Annotated in this window: 14 protein-coding genes; 10 read left to right on the top strand and 4 right to left on the bottom strand. The window is 60.8% G+C overall.

What is annotated here, in order from left to right:
* The first annotated feature begins 14 nt into the window (after positions 1–14).
* The 3 genes from ACOZJV_RS34205 (at position 15) to ACOZJV_RS34195 (ending at position 1,893) form a co-directional block, all read left to right on the top strand.
* On the top strand, positions 15–209 hold the full coding sequence (locus tag ACOZJV_RS34205; protein WP_421549563.1) for a hypothetical protein: 195 nt from the start codon (positions 15–17) through the stop codon (positions 207–209).
* Between the two features lie 121 nt (positions 210–330).
* Positions 331–1,077 carry a DUF533 domain-containing protein gene (locus ACOZJV_RS34200; protein WP_201131784.1) on the top strand — a complete coding sequence of 249 codons (747 nt, stop codon included), beginning with the start codon at positions 331–333 and terminating at the stop codon, positions 1,075–1,077.
* A 282-nt stretch (positions 1,078–1,359) separates the two neighbouring features.
* Positions 1,360–1,893 carry a DUF3087 family protein gene (locus ACOZJV_RS34195; protein ID WP_078474113.1) on the top strand — a complete coding sequence of 178 codons (534 nt, stop codon included), beginning with the start codon at positions 1,360–1,362 and terminating at the stop codon, positions 1,891–1,893.
* Positions 1,894–1,908: 15 nt separating this feature from the next.
* Here the strand turns inward: ACOZJV_RS34195 and ACOZJV_RS34190 are convergent, their stop codons facing one another.
* Positions 1,909–2,169: a hypothetical protein gene (locus ACOZJV_RS34190; protein ID WP_078474112.1), complete on the bottom strand. Its 261-nt coding sequence runs from the start codon at positions 2,167–2,169 to the stop codon at positions 1,909–1,911.
* Between the two features lie 393 nt (positions 2,170–2,562).
* On the opposite strand from ACOZJV_RS34190, the gene ACOZJV_RS34185 reads away from it, so the two are divergent.
* Genes ACOZJV_RS34185 through ACOZJV_RS34165 form a run of 5 tightly spaced genes read left to right on the top strand, consistent with a single transcriptional unit; the run spans position 2,563 to position 10,112 of the window.
* Positions 2,563–4,683: a type VI secretion system Vgr family protein gene (locus tag ACOZJV_RS34185; protein WP_201131783.1), complete on the top strand. Its 2,121-nt coding sequence runs from the start codon at positions 2,563–2,565 to the stop codon at positions 4,681–4,683.
* Positions 4,680–5,552 (top strand): DUF4123 domain-containing protein, encoded by an 873-nt coding sequence (locus ACOZJV_RS34180; protein WP_421549562.1) that lies wholly within the window; start codon positions 4,680–4,682, stop codon positions 5,550–5,552. The genes ACOZJV_RS34185 and ACOZJV_RS34180 overlap by 4 nt, the downstream gene beginning before the upstream one ends.
* Positions 5,553–5,560: 8 nt before the next feature.
* A complete protein-coding gene (locus tag ACOZJV_RS34175; protein WP_421549561.1) occupies positions 5,561–8,134 on the top strand; it encodes a T6SS effector BTH_I2691 family protein in 2,574 nt (857 codons plus the stop codon).
* Entirely contained in the window at positions 8,134–9,126 is a 993-nt protein-coding gene (locus ACOZJV_RS34170; protein WP_078473973.1) for a DUF6708 domain-containing protein, read from the top strand. Before ACOZJV_RS34175 ends, ACOZJV_RS34170 begins: the two co-directional genes overlap by 1 nt.
* Positions 9,127–9,185: 59 nt before the next feature.
* Complete coding sequence (locus ACOZJV_RS34165) at positions 9,186–10,112, top strand: DUF6708 domain-containing protein (protein WP_421549560.1); 927 nt, start codon at positions 9,186–9,188, stop codon at positions 10,110–10,112.
* Between the two features lie 61 nt (positions 10,113–10,173).
* On the opposite strand, the gene ACOZJV_RS34160 is transcribed toward ACOZJV_RS34165, so the two are convergent.
* Entirely contained in the window at positions 10,174–11,433 is a 1,260-nt protein-coding gene (locus ACOZJV_RS34160; protein WP_421549559.1) for an MFS transporter, read from the bottom strand.
* Between the two features lie 365 nt (positions 11,434–11,798).
* On the opposite strand from ACOZJV_RS34160, the gene ACOZJV_RS34155 reads away from it, so the two are divergent.
* Positions 11,799–12,584, top strand: coding sequence for a sulfite exporter TauE/SafE family protein (locus ACOZJV_RS34155; protein ID WP_078473976.1), 786 nt, complete (start codon positions 11,799–11,801; stop codon positions 12,582–12,584).
* 12 nt (positions 12,585–12,596) lie between these two features.
* Here ACOZJV_RS34155 and ACOZJV_RS34150 read toward each other — a convergent pair whose 3' ends face one another.
* Together ACOZJV_RS34150 and ACOZJV_RS34145 are read right to left on the bottom strand one after the other, a co-directional pair.
* Positions 12,597–13,073, bottom strand: coding sequence for a MarR family winged helix-turn-helix transcriptional regulator (locus ACOZJV_RS34150; RefSeq protein WP_078473977.1), 477 nt, complete (start codon positions 13,071–13,073; stop codon positions 12,597–12,599).
* Positions 13,074–13,250: 177 nt separating this feature from the next.
* Positions 13,251–14,594 (bottom strand): spinster family MFS transporter, encoded by a 1,344-nt coding sequence (locus tag ACOZJV_RS34145; RefSeq protein ID WP_078473978.1) that lies wholly within the window; start codon positions 14,592–14,594, stop codon positions 13,251–13,253.
* Between the two features lie 321 nt (positions 14,595–14,915).
* Between ACOZJV_RS34145 and ACOZJV_RS34140 the strand changes: the two genes are divergently transcribed.
* Complete coding sequence (locus tag ACOZJV_RS34140; RefSeq protein ID WP_078474008.1) at positions 14,916–15,896, top strand: AraC family transcriptional regulator; 981 nt, start codon at positions 14,916–14,918, stop codon at positions 15,894–15,896.
* Positions 15,897–15,899 lie beyond the last annotated feature (3 nt).

Genomic DNA, 15,899 nt, shown 5'->3' with positions numbered 1-15,899 from the left:
GGCATACCCCCACCATGAACAACGTCGACGATTTCAGGTACAGATCCCATCAACTGCTGATGGAGCTGGATGCGGCCACCTGCGACATGATGAAACTGGTGTCCGCACACCAACTGACAGGGCCGGAATGGGAGATCGCCAACCGCCGCCAGCACGAGGCGTACAAGGTCTGGAACCTGTTTCTCAATGAGCCGCCCCCGCGCACTTAGCGCGGCCCGGCCCCTCACGCTCAGGATCACAGCGCACGCCCCGGCCGGACGGTCATGGCGCATTGGCCGGCGAGGGCTATCGTTGCCTTTTTCGCTGCGCGCGATCCATGAGGGCGATGCCATGAACACCAGTGATCTGCTGGAACAACTGCTACGGGCCGGCCAGGCCTCGATCAACTCCCAGAGCGGCGCCAGCCCGCAATCCCGGGGCGCTTCTACCGGGCTGGGTGGCCTGGGCGGGCTGCTCGGCGGGTTATTGGGCTCAAGCGGGGCGGCGGGCGGCGGAGGTGGCCTGGGTGGTTTGCTCGGCGGCCTGCTGGGCGGTTCGGGCCTGGGTGGCGCCACGCCTCAGGGGCGGACCTCGGGCAACCGCTACGCAGCCCTGGCCTCTCTGGGGATGATGGCGTTCCAGGCGTACCAGGCCTGGCAGCAGCAACAGGCCAGCACCGCGCAACCGGCGGCCGTCGCGCCCGAGGCCCTGCGCACCGTCGACCTGCTGGCCGGGCCGGAAGCCGAGGCCCATAGCCATGCCATCCTGCGGGCCCTGATCGCCGCAGCCAAGGCCGATGGGCGCATCGATGAACAGGAGCAGCAGTTGATCAGCAGCGAACTGGGGCGCCACACCGACGACCCCGACCTGCAGCAATGGCTCGACGCCGAAGTCGCACGGCCGCTGGACGCCGCCGATGTGGCGCAAGCCGCCGACGGCCCGGGCATGGCCGCAGAAATGTACCTGGCCAGCGTGATGCTGGTGGACCAGCAACAGGCCGCCGAACGCAATTACCTGGACGAACTGGCGGCGGCGCTGGGCATCGAGCCCGAACTGCAACTGCACCTGGAACAGCAGGCCCGGGGCGGCGCGGCCTGAGGCTCGTCCGAGGGCCAACACCCACGTGTGGCGAGGGAGCTTGCTCCCGCTGGGCCGCGCAGCGGCCCTGAAATGGGACTGCTACGCCGGCGCAGCGGCTGGTCCAACGGCAGCCAGTTACTTCGCCACAGCATTGTTCGCCGGCTCTGGTGCTCGAATGATCGGTATGACCCCACTGCGTGCTTTTGTCGCAGCGGGCGATTTAATCGGCGCAGCGGCGTGGCGACGGTGATAATGCCCGGCAATCTTCTTGCCTGTTCCTTATCAGAGCCCGTTGCCGCCATGTTCGAGATCAAGCCGTTCGACCCCGCCACCTACCGCCAGCAGACGCGCCGCAGCACGCTGTTTATCGCGCTGATTTTCCTGTCCCTGGCCATGGTCCTGTCCAGCGCGGCGGTGCTGCTGTTCGGCCAGCCCGGTGGCGACAACTTCTGGCTCAACGTGGCCGGGGTGGCGGCCGGCCTCGCGCTGAGCATCGGCCTGATGCGCGTGCGTTTCTGGTCCCAGCCGTGGATGGCCGCAGCGGTCTACGGCTGGCAGCTCAAGCGCAGCCTGATGAGCGTGACCAACGTCATGCACCACGTGACGGCTGGCGTGCAGGCGAGGGACCCGGCGGCCATGAAGCTGCTGCGTTTCTACCACCAGGGGATCCACCAGATGCACCAGCTCGACGCCAACTCCAGCGGCCAGGACCAACTGGTGCGCGAGGCCGACCAGCATAAGGAAGCAATGCAGGCCATGGGCCTGGACACCGATCAGCCACGCCTGGACCCGCAATGGATCGAGACGGTGAAAAAGATCGCGGTCGCCCGCTAACGCCGAGTGTCGAGGTCACTCACCGGTGTCAGGGGCGTTCAGCTCGGCCCGTGCCAACTGCCACTGGGCCCAGCAATCTTCGGCGACGATATCGGGGTAACCGCGTTTTTCTTCCATCTGCAACGCGGTACTGAACGACATCGCCATGCACACCGCGCCGTCGCGAATCTCCAGCACTTCGCTTTCGCTCAACGGGGCGCCCTTGGCTTGCTCGGCGTGGTGCAGCACGGCGACCAGGGCCGGAATAAAAACCAGGCAAAGTTGTTCGTCGGTCATGGTTCAGTCCATTGAAGGGGAAGGGCGCGCAGTATAAACAGCCAAGGTGGGTGGTGCGCGCCCTGTGTGGTGCGGGTACAGGGTCCTGACTGGAAGCCACCTGCAATCACGGGACAGATCGGGAACCTGTGTTCAATGCCTGCCGATTCGGGTCGACGCATCGTCTCCAACAATCCGGCCTCGACTTATGCCCGTCTCGAGGTGGAAGCCTAGGGACACGAAACGCTTTGTCGTTCTTCAGCGTCCACATGGCCTGCCCAACCTGAGTCAGTTTCAGACTGCCCTTATATCCCGCCCTTGAACTCTGCCCTAAATTCCCGCCGCCGGGGCAAGCCCTGCATATCTCCCAGGCTTTGGGGAGCAAACAGGGCACCCAGTGACAGGGAGTGAGTGATGGCCAGCCAATCCGATTTGCGCTTTACCTTCAGCATCGGCGATGAGTCCTTTGACGTTGTCGAGTTCACCTTGCAAGAAGCTCTCTCAGAGACCTTCCTTCTCGCCGTTGACCTCACCAGTGCTAATCCGGCCATCGACTTTGGCCAGGTGCTCGATCGCTCGGCCCTGATGACCCTCTGGCATGGCCAGACTCCCGTACGCCATGTGCACGGCGCGGTGTCTTCCTTTGTTCAGCACGACAGCGGCTTCAGGCGCACCCGTTATTCGGCAGTGATCGAACCGCGCCTGGCGCGGTTGAAGCTCAGCTCCGACTGGCGCATTTTTCAGACCCTTAGCGTGCCGCAGATTACCGAGGCGGTGCTCAAGGCCCATGGTCTGATTCATGACTACGAACAACGTCTCACCACCGAGCATCAGCCCCGCGAATACTGTGTGCAGGCGGGAGATACGGACTACCACTTTGTCGAACGCATCATGCGCGAGGAAGGATTTTTCTACTCCTTTCGGCACAGTGCCGAAGGTCACCAACTGGTCCACAGCGACCGACTATTTATCCACGGTCGGGTGGGTGATGAGCCCGTGCAATACAACCCAACGCCCGGCGGTGATCAGCCACAACCGGCTCTGCGCCGCTTCGCCTATAGCGAAAACGTACGCACGGCGCGCCAGACCCAGCGCGATTACACCTTCTACCATCCGCGTTACAGCCATCAGCACAGCCGTGATGGCGTCGATCTCGACCATCAAGGTCGCCAATACGAACGCTACGATTACCCGGCACGCGCCAAGTTTGACGAGGCCGGAAAACCCTTCGCCGAGAACCGCCTGCGCGGTCATCGGCGCGATGCACGCATGGCGCTGGTAGAGGGCGATGATCCGCGCCTGCAGCCGGGCATTTCCTTCACTCTCGCGGGCCACCCGCGGGAAGATATGAACCGAGGCTGGCGCCCGGTGAGCATCGTTCACCACGGAAAGCAGCACACCAGCCAGTCTGAAGAAAGTGCCGAGGCGCAGTTGGGTACGCACTACAGCTACCAGGCCGAACTGGTCCCCGATGATGCCGAATGGCGCGCCGAACCGCTGCCTAAGCCACTGATCGACGGGCCGCAAAATGCGGTGGTGGTTGGGCCACCAGGGGAAGAAATCTATACCGACGAATACGGCCGAGTGAAGGTTCAATTCCCCTGGGATCGCGACGGCAAGCAAGACGAATACAGCTCCTGCTGGATCCGCGTCGCGCAAAACATCTCCGGCGCCACCTGGGGCCATATGGCCATTCCGCGGATCGGCCAGGAGGTTATCGTCGACCATTTCGACGGCGACCCTGATCAACCGATCATCACCGGTCGCACCTACAACCGCCTCCAGCTACCACCCTATGAACTGCCCCGGCATAAAACCCGGATGACCCTCAAGAGCAAAACCCACAAGGGCGAAGGTTTCAACGAACTGCGCTTCGAGGATGAAAAGGACCAGGAAGAAATCTACGTCCACGCGCAGAAAGACCAGAACATCCACATCAACCACGACGAGACGACTTTCGTCGGCCATGACCGCAGCGAACAAGTCGAACACGACGAAACCATCAGCATCGGTCACGACCGCAAGGAAACCGTAGGCAACGACGAGCAGGTCAATATCGGCCAGGACCGCCGGCACGAAATCGGCCAGGACGATGACCTGAGCATCGGTCGCAACCAGACGATTCGCACCGGCAAGGATCGCCTCGAAGAGGTGGGCAATCATCGCCGCGACAAGACCACGGCCAACCACTGGGTCAGCATCGGTGGGCACCAGGAGCACAGCGTGGAAGGCCGATCCGAACTGCAAGCGGGCCAGGGGATTCGGCATCGGACCAAGGTCTACGAGTTGCAGGCCGCCGATGAAGTGCTGATCAGAGGGCCCGGTGGCAGCATCCGTATCGACGGCTCTGGCATCGTCCTCGATGGCATCAGCATTCGGATGAAGGGAGCAATGACTCTGGAGTCCACAGGCAGCACGAACTCGATCCTCATCGATGCAGCACCGGTGCCGGGAGAGCCGATTTGCCTGGGTTGCCTGCTCAAGGCCATTGCGCAAGGGCGCAGTGTCGTTCGGTTGGAGGAGACAGCCCAATGACTCCATTTGCCGAAGGCATTGTGAATGAGTTGCGACCATTGCCGACACACAGACTGACGGCCATCGTTGAAATGGCCCGCCTGGAGGCAGCGGCCAGGCAGCATGTCATCGAGCGGTATGCGGGATGGCCGCTATTGCCACAGCCCGAATTTGCCCATTTGCGGGACGTTGGGCCCTGGCTTTTTGCAGCGTCTTCCGAGTCGTGCCTGCAGGGGCAATACGATTTCCACTGCGACCTCACTGAGTGCACCAGTGATGCGATTTGCGGATGGCTTATCAGCGCCTTGCCCCCGCCTGACCTGGCTGAGCACTTGAGCCAGGCCACCGTCGCCCAAGGGCCTGATGGTGCGGCCTATCTGCTGCGCTTTCATACCGAGCTGGCCTTCCCCGTGCTGCATGCCCGCCGCGACTTGCCGGGAATTGCGGATTGGCTGGCGCCGATTCGCTCATGGTGGGTCGTATCCCCGCACCCGGAACGTAAAGCCTGGCGGCATTTCGCTGGCTACGACAAGCCTTCACTGCGCGGGGTTTCAACGATTGAGCTTGATGCATCGTGCTGGAAAGCACTGGCAGGCGACCCACTGAGCTACCGCTTGGCAGGCCAGCTGCTGGAGCCGCTGACCCGCTCAGGGATGCATGAGAATTGTCATGGCACCCGGCTTGGGCTGGTTCGCGAGTTACTGGCACAGGCCCATCACCTGGGGCTGAGTCGCCAGAGCGACAAAATTGACTACGTCACCCTGATGGCCTTGCAAGGCAAAAGCCTGCAGGGCTCGCCGATTTGGAACGAGGCATTGCAGGAAGCCAGAGACCAGGGTCGTCCACTCGCACAAGCCCTGCAACTACGCATGCGCAAGAAAGGCGCTTGAGGATACCCATGTTCAGTTGGAAAGAGACCTTTGAGCAATGCACTGAAAACCGCTCGCTCTTGGACAGTGCGCTCGATCGCGGTCCAGAGGTCAGTTGCACGCGAACCTTTGCCATCCTCCCCTTGCGCTATGGCGCAGTGGGCGGCAGTGCTGCACAACTGAAACTGCTGCCGTCTTTGCCGGCACACTTGAGCAAGCCGCAACAGGTCGCGGCCCTGAGTGCGGCAGGCTACGCCATACGTCCGCTGCGCCAGGGCTTTTTGTATGTGCTTATCAAGCGCATCAGTAACGGCACTTACGCCTGGCATAGCCAGTACCGAATCTCGGAACTCGGAACCCTGAGCTACATCGATGCGCACAAGCCGTGGCAAGCCGCCCCTTCCGCGAGTGTCGACGCTGACGGCATCAAGGGCTTGACCTGGATGTTCAAGGTCAATGATGTGGACGACATCAGCGACCTTCGTCTGCTCTACAGTCCGGCCCCGCTGACCGAAGATTCAATGAAGAAGTACCGTGCATTGCCACGCTACCGTGACACCCTGACCTCGATTGACGTCGCCAAACTGGCTTGCGCAGAGCCTGCGGTAATGGACGGTGTATTGGCTCAGGACCAACTCAATCGGGTGGCGGAGTTTGCAGCGCTCGACCAGCCCAGGTTGAAAGAACTGCTCAAGACCCAGGCGTATTCCACGTTGCCGCCACCGTTGCAGGTGGCTCGAGCCGAAATACGGCCTGCCGGTACACGCAAGGAATACCGGGGGGCGGCTATCGTTGTGCATGATGCGATCGGCATCACCCAGGAACTCAATACCTGGCGCAATGCAAGCGTAGAGCCCCTCGATACCTTTATGGAGCAGAAGGACGCAGAGAACCTCGACAATAAGCGCAAACTCACCGTCGCCTTCGCCATAGAAAACATCAAGCAGTTGCTGGCCGAAGCGGCGGAGGCTAGCTACTACAAGGCAGAGCAGAACATCGGTGTGCGCTACACCGACCGCGAATATGAAATGAGCAACCGGCACGCCGTCGTGCAGTCAGCGGGAACCTATCGTAATTACCGCAACCCTACGCATCAGCAAGAAGTGCAGCAGGCCACCGCCCGGCAGCGACGCCAAGACAGCTGGAATAAATACGCCGAGCACCTCAATGAAGACCGGCGCCAAGCTTTCCTGAAGGACTATCAGCGCGTGGTCGATCAAGCGGACCAGGCCAAGGATGCCCGCGCCGACGATCACCTGCGGTGGCTGGAAAGCGAGTCGTTCCTCGAAGCGCTGGATGCCTTTGATCGTAACGACACCGAACAGGCCCTGCTGTTCGAAGACCAGATGGGAAAAGCCATTGTCGGGATGAATGCCACCGCCGTAGGCGAGGCGCTTCTGGAGCGCTGGCGCGCCGCGGATATCTCCCGGGAGAACCTGTTCTGGCGCTCCCTGGCGCAAAACCAGACCGCCCTCGAGGACGAAGTCAAAACGCTGGTCCCCCAGCAGCATTCGCTGGTTCACCTTGATCCGCAAACACTCCAGGAAAAATTCAAGAAGCTGTCCGACCTCTATGAAAAAAGCGGTGCGCTTCTCGACGCGCTGGCCCAGAGCGGCATAGCCGGGCCACCGGCAAGTTGCCTGGCGGCCGGCGCTCTGATGATCAACACCCTGGGCAATACCCTGTTCCAGGGCCCGTTGGCGAGCAATCTGGACAAACCGCTGAACTGGTTGTTGGCCAGGGTCTTGAAATCGCGTTTGGGCCACTACTCGCAGCACTTCCGCCTGGAAATGCGTGACGGCAAGGCCTTGAGCCGCGGCACGTTGGGCCGCATGGACCGAGCGACCTCCCGCAGCTTTGACGAGGCGCTGCGCGCCGGTACCAAAGGGCCCATGGCTGAGGTGCGTCTCGGCGGTCTACTGGTCATGCTGGAAATGTGGAACCTGCACAATCGCTTCAATGCCGCTGACAAGAACAGCCGAGAGTACGCCGAACTCGCGGCCGCAATGGTGGGGCTCGCGGCGGCGGGTCTTGAAATAGGCGCATCGACGGCAGGCCTTGCGGAAAAAAGCAGCAATGCGGCAGTCCAGCAAGGCGCCAAAGTGTTCAAGAGTGGTTTGCGATTGGGGGCTGGGGTATTGGCGGGTGGGGCGGCGGGAGTGGGGGCGTGGTATGACATTCAAGATGGACTCGAGAGCTTTAAATTACGGGAGCACACATTTGCTGCATTTTATTTCTTGCGAGCAAGTGCGCAAACAGGGGCAGCGTCTCTTTCAATTGCAATTGGTCTGGCCTCTGCTGGCCCGTATCTAGAATATTTGATCAAAAAGCATGGCGCCAAACATTTTTTGGGCGCCTTTCTTTCGCGTTTATCAGGAGCCTCTTCGATGTTGGCACTACGAATGCTGCCGATGCTGCGCATTTTCTTCGGGCTTAATGTCCTGTTTATTGCTCTGGTTGTTATCGAAATTTTCTTTCTTCCCAATGCACTTGAGCGTTATTTGTCCCACAGCGCCTTTCGCAAAAACCGCAGCAACGGCATCGCCGATACCGAACAAAAGGAACTTGAAATCTTGCAGCGCGCGATAGGGAGCACACTCTGATGTATCTATACGAATGGGGATTTCAATGGTCGAAAAAATTGATGACCTATGAGGAGAGCATCGAAGCCGCTAAGAAGCGACAAGGCCAGCCCGGACTGACTGAACTCAATGCCCCTGACGGCATTCAAGAGTCAGTTTCAAAATCTGTTTATGACAACGACTCCTTATATGCCTACAACGATACTTATATTGATTTGCGTACGCCTAACGATGAAAAGCGCGGATTAATAACGATCTTTCTTGGGGGGATTGGATGGCTTGTTTTTTATCCGCTGGTTGCTACTGCCTATATATCTATTACAAGGATTTTCGCGGGCTTTTATAGTGTTGAAGATCCAATAAATTGGTCCGAGTATTTTTTCCTGATAGGATTTCCTTTGTTTTTTTGGGGGATGCTTTTCATCTATTTAAAATATGCCTTCCGATACCTACGCCTAGAGTCGTTTACTGCACGTCGTATTATCGTCCGCTTTAATCGCATCACCCGTAAAGTGTATTTGCTACGCCCCAAGTATCTGGGGGGTATTCGGATAATGGACTGGGATAAGGCCGAAGTCGTTATTGATAAAAACATGACGGAGCTGGATGGTACTGGCGGGTTTGTCATTGTGGCCTGGGACAAGAGCAATGGCGCGGACCAGCAGGGTAACCCCACCGACGATATGGAGGCGGCCTTCGTCGGCAAGCCCACCCGCAATGCCAGCGAACTGCTGGCCTTCTGGGAATATATCCGCCGTTATATGGAAGACGGTCCTGCGGCGGCCCCGCCCCCGAAAAAACTGATCAGCAAGTTTCCCTGGCCCTGGAACTCGTTCAAGGCCGCTTGGGGGCTGGATACCCGCTTTTTGCAACACAGCGGCCTGTGGGTATTTGTCCTGATCAATGTGCTGTTATTGCCGGTCGTTCTTATTCACGGCACTGGCCACTGGCTGTCGTTGTTGCTGTGTTATGAACCCAGGTTTCCCCGTGTTATCGAAGAGGCTGGGCGCTGATGTATCTATTCGAATGGGGGTTTCAATGTTCTAAAAGACAGATGTCCCATGAGGAGAGCATGGAGGCCGTCAAGAACCAACAGCGCAAACCTGGCCAAGCCGAACTCAACGGCCCGGAGGGTATAGATGAGTCAGTTTCAAAATCTATTTGCGATAACTGCTCTCTGTATTGTTATGGCAATACATATATTGATTTAAGAACTCCCAGTGACGAGAAAAGAGGTGTTATTACTATCTTTTTGGGTGTGTTGGGAAGCATGCTGTTATGGGGTGCGCTTGCTTCAATATGGCTAGCGATTAGCGATCTTCTGGATCCGATGAACGTTAGTTTGGGTTGGGAGTTTTATATCTTTGGGCTGATTCTAGCCCCGCTCACTGGGGTGCTGGCTCTTTATCTATTCTATAGGTATGTATTCCATTATTTTCGCTTGGAGGCCTTTACCGCGCGCCGTCTGATTATTCGTTTTAATCGCATCACTCGTAAGGTATACCTGCTGCGTCCCAAGCATCTGGGGGGCATTCGAATTCTGGAATGGGACAAGACTCAGCCCATCATCGATAAGAATATGACCGAATTGGAAGGTACGGGCGGATTTGTAATCCTGGCGTGGGACAAAGGCGACGGCGTAGATCTGCAGGGCAATCCAATTGACGATATCGAGATGGCCTTCGTCGGCAAGCCCACCCGCAATGCCAGCGAACTGCTGGCCTTCTGGGAATATATCCGCCGTTATATGGAAGACGGTCCTGCGGCGGCCCCGCCCCCGAAAAAACTGATCAGCAAGTTTCCCTGGCCCTGGAACTCGTTCAAGGCCGCTTGGGGGCTTGATACCCGCTTTTTGCAACACAGTGGCCTGTGGGTATTTGTCCTGATCAACTTGCTGCTACTGCCGGTCGTTCTTATTCACGGCACGGGCCACTGGTTGTCGTTGTTGCTGTGTTATGAGCCCAGGTTTCCCCGTGTTATCGAGGAGGCTGGTCGCTGATGTATCTATACGAATGGGATTTCAATGCTCCAAAAGGCAGGTGGCCTACGAGGAGTGCGACTCAGGCATGGGTCGCCGTCCGCTCGCCTTGCCTGCTGCTGGAGCGTCCGCCCCAGGCCATGACCCCCATCGCCAGTACCTGAATCAGCCCCGCGCCGATAAACAACCCACTGCTCGACCCGGCGCTTTGCGGCATGGCCAGCAAGGCGCCAAACAGTGCCGGAGCGAAGGCGTAGCAGCCCTGGGCGAAGGCCACGATCAGGGCCACCACCCGCTGGCTGTGCTGGCTGCTGAATTCGGCCTGGGCGATCAGCGGCGGTAGCGAGGTGGCGTTGCCGATGCCGGCGCCGAACAGCAGCACCCCGAGCCAGATCAGGCTGTCATGGGCGCCAGCCAGGACCAGGGCGATGCAGCCGGTCAGTTGCACGCCGTAGCTGAGGCAGGCGATATGCCGGCGGTTGGCGCCGGGGGGCATTAGCCATCCCACCAGGGTGCGGCCGGCGATGGCGCTCAGGGTTGCGAGGCCCATGGCCAGGCCGGCCTGCTGTTCGCCAAAACGCGGCACCAGGACCCGAAACAGGTGGGCAATCAGGCCGATCTGCGCCACCAGGCCCAAGGCCATGGCGGCGCCCAGGGTCAGAAATTGGCGGTTGCGCCACAGGGAAACCGGGGCGTCGGTGGAAGGGGTGGTCGGCGCTGCAGGCGTGGGCTGCGGTTCCAGTCCGTCGGGATGCTGGCCGAGCAGCGCGGGACTTTTGTTCAACACCCGGCGCGCGACGCTCGCCACTGTCACCAGGGCCAGGGCGCCCACCAGCAGCGCGGCCATGGCAAAGCCCAGGCGGTTGATCAGGTAGACCCAGGCCGATGAAAAAATAACCCCGCCCAGGCTCGCGCCGTTGTAGGCCATGGCCAGGGCGGCGGGGCGCTTGCGCACAAACCAGGGAGCAATGATCGCGTTGATCGCCGCCGCGCCCAGGGTCACCCAGCCCAGGCCGCTGAGCAGGGCACCGATAAACAGCTGATAGGGCTCGCGGGCCAGGGCCCAACCGAGCAGGCCCAGGGCCAGGAGCAGGGTGCCGAGGCAGGTGACGCGCGGCAGGCCGAAGCGCCGGTACAGCCGGGGCAGGTTGGCGACCACCAGGGTTCCGGCCAGAAAATGCACGGTGACGGCCGCCGAGCACAGGCTCAGGGACCAGCCGCTGCGCTGGATCACCGCGTACATGAAAATCGGCGGCCCATAAAAACCGATGCCCCAGCCGAGCATGGCCAGGACAAAGGCCGTGAGCAGCACTTTATTGCCGAAGAATACTGCTCGATTCATTGCGCTTTGCCTTGGACGGTGTGGAAGCCACAGTCTGCGGGCCAGCAAGGGCTGACACTTCGTTGCCCAGCGAAGTATCAATGTGCGCTGCTCTGGTTAATGAGGGGGAGGGATCTTGCTCCGGCTGGGCCAAGGTGGCGCTTCAGCGCGCGGGGGCGTCGATGGCTGTCCCGTGATTGCTCCGGGCCCACGGCGGGCTCGGGGTTTGCGGCTGCTGCGCAGCCGAGCGGGGGCAAGCTCCCTCACCACGGCTTATGGTTGATTGGTTATAAAGTCAGATCATATCGATATAAGTGGTTATAAGAAAAATCGCTATGCTGCCGCCAGAATTTTATATAGCCGCGTGATGTGTAGGACATGTGTTAATGGATGTCGGTAATTTTGGGTTTGTGATTGCAGGCTTGGTAGTCGGATTTATTGTCGGCATGACCGGCGTCGGGGGCGGTTCGTTGATGACCCCCATCCTCCTGTGGTTCGGTATCAACCCGGCGACTGCCGTGGGCACCGACCTGCTGTATGCAGCCATCACCAAGTCCGGTGGGGTGCTGGTACACCAGAAGAACAGAAACATCGATTGGAAGATCACCGGCTGGCTGACCCTGGGCAGTGTGCCGGCGGTGCTCGCGACCCTGTGGTTCCTGAACAACCTGGACGGCGATCCCCAGGCCCTGAACTCGGTGATCAAGCAGGCGCTGGGTGTGGTCCTGCTGCTGACGGCCCTGGCGATTCTGTTCAAGAAGAAGTTGCTGGCCTTCGCCCAACGGCATGCCGGTGATCACTACCAGCTCAGCGATTCGAAGCTCAATGCCCTGACCGTGGTCACCGGCCTGGTGCTGGGGACCATGGTGGCCCTGACGTCGATCGGTGCCGGCGCGCTGGGCACCGTGGCGCTGTTTATTCTCTACCCGTTCCTGGCCACCAAACGCCTGGTGGGCACCGAGATTGCCCATGCCGTGCCCCTGACCCTGGTCGCCGGCCTGGGCCACGCCAGCATGGGCAACATGGACTGGCACCTGCTGGGGTTCCTGCTGATGGGGTCGCTGCCCGGGATCTGGGTCGGCAGCCATATGACCGGGCGCGTCTCGGATGAAATCCTGCGCCCGTGCCTGGCGGTGATGCTGTTTTCCATCGGCTACAAACTGGCGTTCTAAGCCGGTTCGGAATCAGTCTTCCGGCAGGTTGTTGAAGATCTTTTCCAGGGTCCCGTTGAGCTTGGTGATCTGCGCTTCGGTCAGGCCCTTGAAGCTGGTGCGGAAGATATCGCTGGTGCCGTGCTGGATCTCTTCGATGGTGTGGCGGCCCAGGTCGGTCAGCGACACCTGGGTTACCCGCCCGTCGCTGGCGCTGGTGTTGGTTTCCACCAGGCCGTCGGCCTTCATGCGGTAGACGATCTTGGTGATGGTCGAGAGCTTGGCGATGGCGTGGATCGAGATTTCGGAAATGCTCGACTCACCGTTTTCCTTGAGGATAAACAGGATCCGCCAGCGCGGAATGTCCATGTCGATTTTCTTCAGCGCCTTTTCCATGGCCATGGAATAACGACCGTGCAGGCGCGCCAGCCAATAGAAGGGAAACTCTTCTTTCTTGAAATCTTCACTGGCGGGGTTGTAGCGGCTCAGGCGTTTTTTCGGGGTGGTCATAAAGGGTCGCGTAGTCTTTTCTGATGAGCTGGCTTTATAGAGGGTTGCACGCGGGCTGTCGACCGCAGCAGGCCCGGGCATGGCGTAGCGCGGCGGCCATTGTCGCGCCGGGCCTGGCAAAAAACCAGCGAGCCCACCCGCAACACAGCCGCGCGCGCAGGCCCTTGGAGCGCGGCCTCAGGCCAGCCCTTCGTGCTTGAGGCTGGCGCGAAAGTGGCCGCAACCCTTGCCCAGCAGCACCAGGGTCAGGACCACGGCGCCGGCATTGAGCAGGGAGATCGAGGCGCCCACCTGCAACGGATCGTGGAACAGACGGTCGGTGGCCAGGGCCACCAGGCTGGTGCCCAGGCCCAGGCCGATCAGGTTCGATATCAGTAAAAACAGGGCCGAGATCTGCGCCCGCATCTGGTTCGGCGGCAGGATCTGCATCGCCGCCGTCGAGGCCGGCATCGGGAACGAGGCGAAGAACATCGCCACCGCCAGCAGCCCCAGCGACCAGCCCAAATCACCGACCTGGGTAAACAGCACCGCCGGCAGCGCCATGCCCAGGGCGCCGATCACCCCGGCGCGCATCGGTGCGTCGCTGTAGCCCTTGCGGGCCAGCCAGTCCACCAGCCAACCGCCGCAGAACACCCCGCTGGTGTTGGCCAGCAACACGATGCCCCCCAGCAGGTAACCGACGTGGCTCGGGGCCAGGCCGAAGCTGCGCATGTAAAAAGCCGGCGACCAACTGAGCATGCAGAACAGGGTCATGGCATAGAAGGAAAACCCCAGGTAATGGCAACTGAAGGTCTTGCGATGCAGCGTCAGAAAGCGCAGCGCCTGGCCCATGCTCGGCGCCCGTACCTGGCCGTCGGCATCGAGTTTCAGGCCCTGGCGCGCCGGGTCGCGCACGGTCAGGGCAATCAGCAGCGCCACCAGCAGGCCCGGCAGGCCGACCAGGACGAACGTCAGCTGCCAGGGGCGCATTTCTCCCAGCAGCGGCACCATCAGGCTGTCGAGGTTTTTCAGCAGGTCGATGACATAGCCACCGATCAGGAAGGCCATGCCACCGCCGATAAACGAGCCGATGGAATAGATCGCCACCGCCCGCCCGAGTTTTTCCCGGGGGAACATGTCGCTGAGCATGGAGTAGGTGGCGGGGGACAGCGCGGCTTCGCCGATGCCGACCCCAATGCGCGCCAGGAACATCTGCGCAAAGGTCGTGCACAGCCCGCACAGGGCGGTGGCCATACTCCAGAACGCGATGCCGATGGCGATGATCCGCGGCCTGGAAAAACGGTCGGCGAGCAGCGCGATGGGCATCCCCATAAAGGCGTAGAACAGCGAGAACGCCAGGCCGTGAAGCAGGCTGAACTGGGTGTCCGAAAGCTGCATATCCTGTTTGATCGGCTCGATCATCAGCGCCAGGATCTGGCGATCGATAAAGGAAAACATGTAGGCCAGCATGCAAATGGCAACGACGTACCATTCGTAGGCGTAGCTTTTTGCGGTGACCCGGGTGGTGGCGGTGCTGGTCATGTACGTTGGCCCCTTGTGGGTGGCTGAGCGGTCGGCGGCAGCAGGTCTTGCCAATGGGTGAATCGGTGACGTCGGCGTTACCCGGGTGCCTGTGCCGGGTGCACGGGAGTGTTGTTATTGGGCAAATGGGCGGGGCTGCGAGGGATTGGCAGCGGGCCCGGAACCTTTTTAGGCCCTTGCCGGGCGCGGCTCTATGCGCCAGGCGCAGGGCCTGTTCCGCAGATGCAAAAAGCCGTGGCGTGGCGTGAAAATTGCTTTCCGTTTCCAGTAATTTTTCACCTGTTCGCTGGCTCTGGCCGGCGGCTTGCCGAGGTTTTTTCCATGCTTGATGACCTGTCCTTGCTCGACCGTCACTGCCTGCTGAATTCCGCCGGGTTTGGCGAGGTCAGGGACAAGGTCAGCCACTACCTGTGGCCGCACCACATGCGCATGCAGCAGGGCGGGGCCTTGCACTCGCGGCTGTACGGGGTGTTCTTCGGCAGCTCGGCGTTGTTCGATCTGCATTACGGCGCGCCGGTGGATATCGACGCCGGCGACATCACCAGTTTCTACCTGATCCGGGTCACCCTCGAAGGGGGCGGCATGGTCTCCCTGGGCAAGCAGAGTGCGGTGCTGCACAAGGGTGGGCTGACCATCTCCTCGCCGTCCCAGCGCAGTTTTATCCGCATCGACAAGGACTGCCGCAACCTGATCCTGCGCATCGAGCGCGAAGCCCTGGAGCGCCAGTTGCAGCAGTTGCTCAACCGCCGCTTGCGCCAGCCCCTGGTGTTCGAGATCCAGGTCGACCCCGGGCACCCGGGCCTGGCCGTGGTGCGCGCCACCCTGGACTACATCTGCCGCCTGCATGGCGAGGCCAGCCAGAGCCTGCTGGCCTCGGCCATGGGCGGCGGCCTGTCGGACTACCTGCTGTCGGTGCTGCTGACCCAGTTGCCCCACAATTACTCGGCGGACCTGCTGCAAGAGCAGCGCCAACCGATGCCGCGCCATGTGATCAAGGCCCGGGACTACATCGAACAGCACCTGGGGGAACCGATCGCCCTGGCGCAGCTGGCGCGGCATTGCGAAGTCTCGGTGCGCACCTTGCAGAACGGCTTCGCCCGGTTCCTCCAGCAAACCCCCAGTGACTACCTGCGCACCCGGCGCCTGGCCCTGGTGCACGCCGCCCTGCAACAGGCCGGGCCGGCGGGCAGCGTCACCGATATCCTGCTCAACCACGGGGTCAGCAGCTTCGGCCATTTCGCCACCCAGTACCGCCGCCAGTACGGTTGCCTGCCGTCCGCGACCCTGCGTCGCCAGGCCTGACCT

The sequence above is a fragment of the Pseudomonas sp. QD4 genome (assembly GCF_049199125.1).
Taxonomy (GTDB): Bacteria; Pseudomonadota; Gammaproteobacteria; order Pseudomonadales; family Pseudomonadaceae; genus Aquipseudomonas.
This window is presented reverse-complemented; position numbering and strand designations above follow the sequence as displayed.

What these genes read in the sequence shown, in the direction of transcription:
- ACOZJV_RS34205 (WP_421549563.1), top strand. Translation starts at nt 15, where the DNA reads ATGAACAACGTCGACGATTTCAGGTACAGATCCCATCAACTGCTGATG.
- ACOZJV_RS34200 (WP_201131784.1), top strand. Translation starts at nt 331, where the DNA reads ATGAACACCAGTGATCTGCTGGAACAACTGCTACGGGCCGGCCAGGCC.
- ACOZJV_RS34195 (WP_078474113.1), top strand. Translation starts at nt 1,360, where the DNA reads ATGTTCGAGATCAAGCCGTTCGACCCCGCCACCTACCGCCAGCAGACG.
- ACOZJV_RS34190 (WP_078474112.1), bottom strand. Translation starts at nt 2,169, where the DNA reads ATGACCGACGAACAACTTTGCCTGGTTTTTATTCCGGCCCTGGTCGCC.
- ACOZJV_RS34185 (WP_201131783.1), top strand. Translation starts at nt 2,563, where the DNA reads ATGGCCAGCCAATCCGATTTGCGCTTTACCTTCAGCATCGGCGATGAG.
- ACOZJV_RS34180 (WP_421549562.1), top strand. Translation starts at nt 4,680, where the DNA reads ATGACTCCATTTGCCGAAGGCATTGTGAATGAGTTGCGACCATTGCCG.
- ACOZJV_RS34175 (WP_421549561.1), top strand. Translation starts at nt 5,561, where the DNA reads ATGTTCAGTTGGAAAGAGACCTTTGAGCAATGCACTGAAAACCGCTCG.
- ACOZJV_RS34170 (WP_078473973.1), top strand. Translation starts at nt 8,134, where the DNA reads ATGTATCTATACGAATGGGGATTTCAATGGTCGAAAAAATTGATGACC.
- ACOZJV_RS34165 (WP_421549560.1), top strand. Translation starts at nt 9,186, where the DNA reads ATGGAGGCCGTCAAGAACCAACAGCGCAAACCTGGCCAAGCCGAACTC.
- ACOZJV_RS34160 (WP_421549559.1), bottom strand. Translation starts at nt 11,433, where the DNA reads ATGAATCGAGCAGTATTCTTCGGCAATAAAGTGCTGCTCACGGCCTTT.
- ACOZJV_RS34155 (WP_078473976.1), top strand. Translation starts at nt 11,799, where the DNA reads ATGGATGTCGGTAATTTTGGGTTTGTGATTGCAGGCTTGGTAGTCGGA.
- ACOZJV_RS34150 (WP_078473977.1), bottom strand. Translation starts at nt 13,073, where the DNA reads ATGACCACCCCGAAAAAACGCCTGAGCCGCTACAACCCCGCCAGTGAA.
- ACOZJV_RS34145 (WP_078473978.1), bottom strand. Translation starts at nt 14,594, where the DNA reads ATGACCAGCACCGCCACCACCCGGGTCACCGCAAAAAGCTACGCCTAC.
- ACOZJV_RS34140 (WP_078474008.1), top strand. Translation starts at nt 14,916, where the DNA reads ATGCTTGATGACCTGTCCTTGCTCGACCGTCACTGCCTGCTGAATTCC.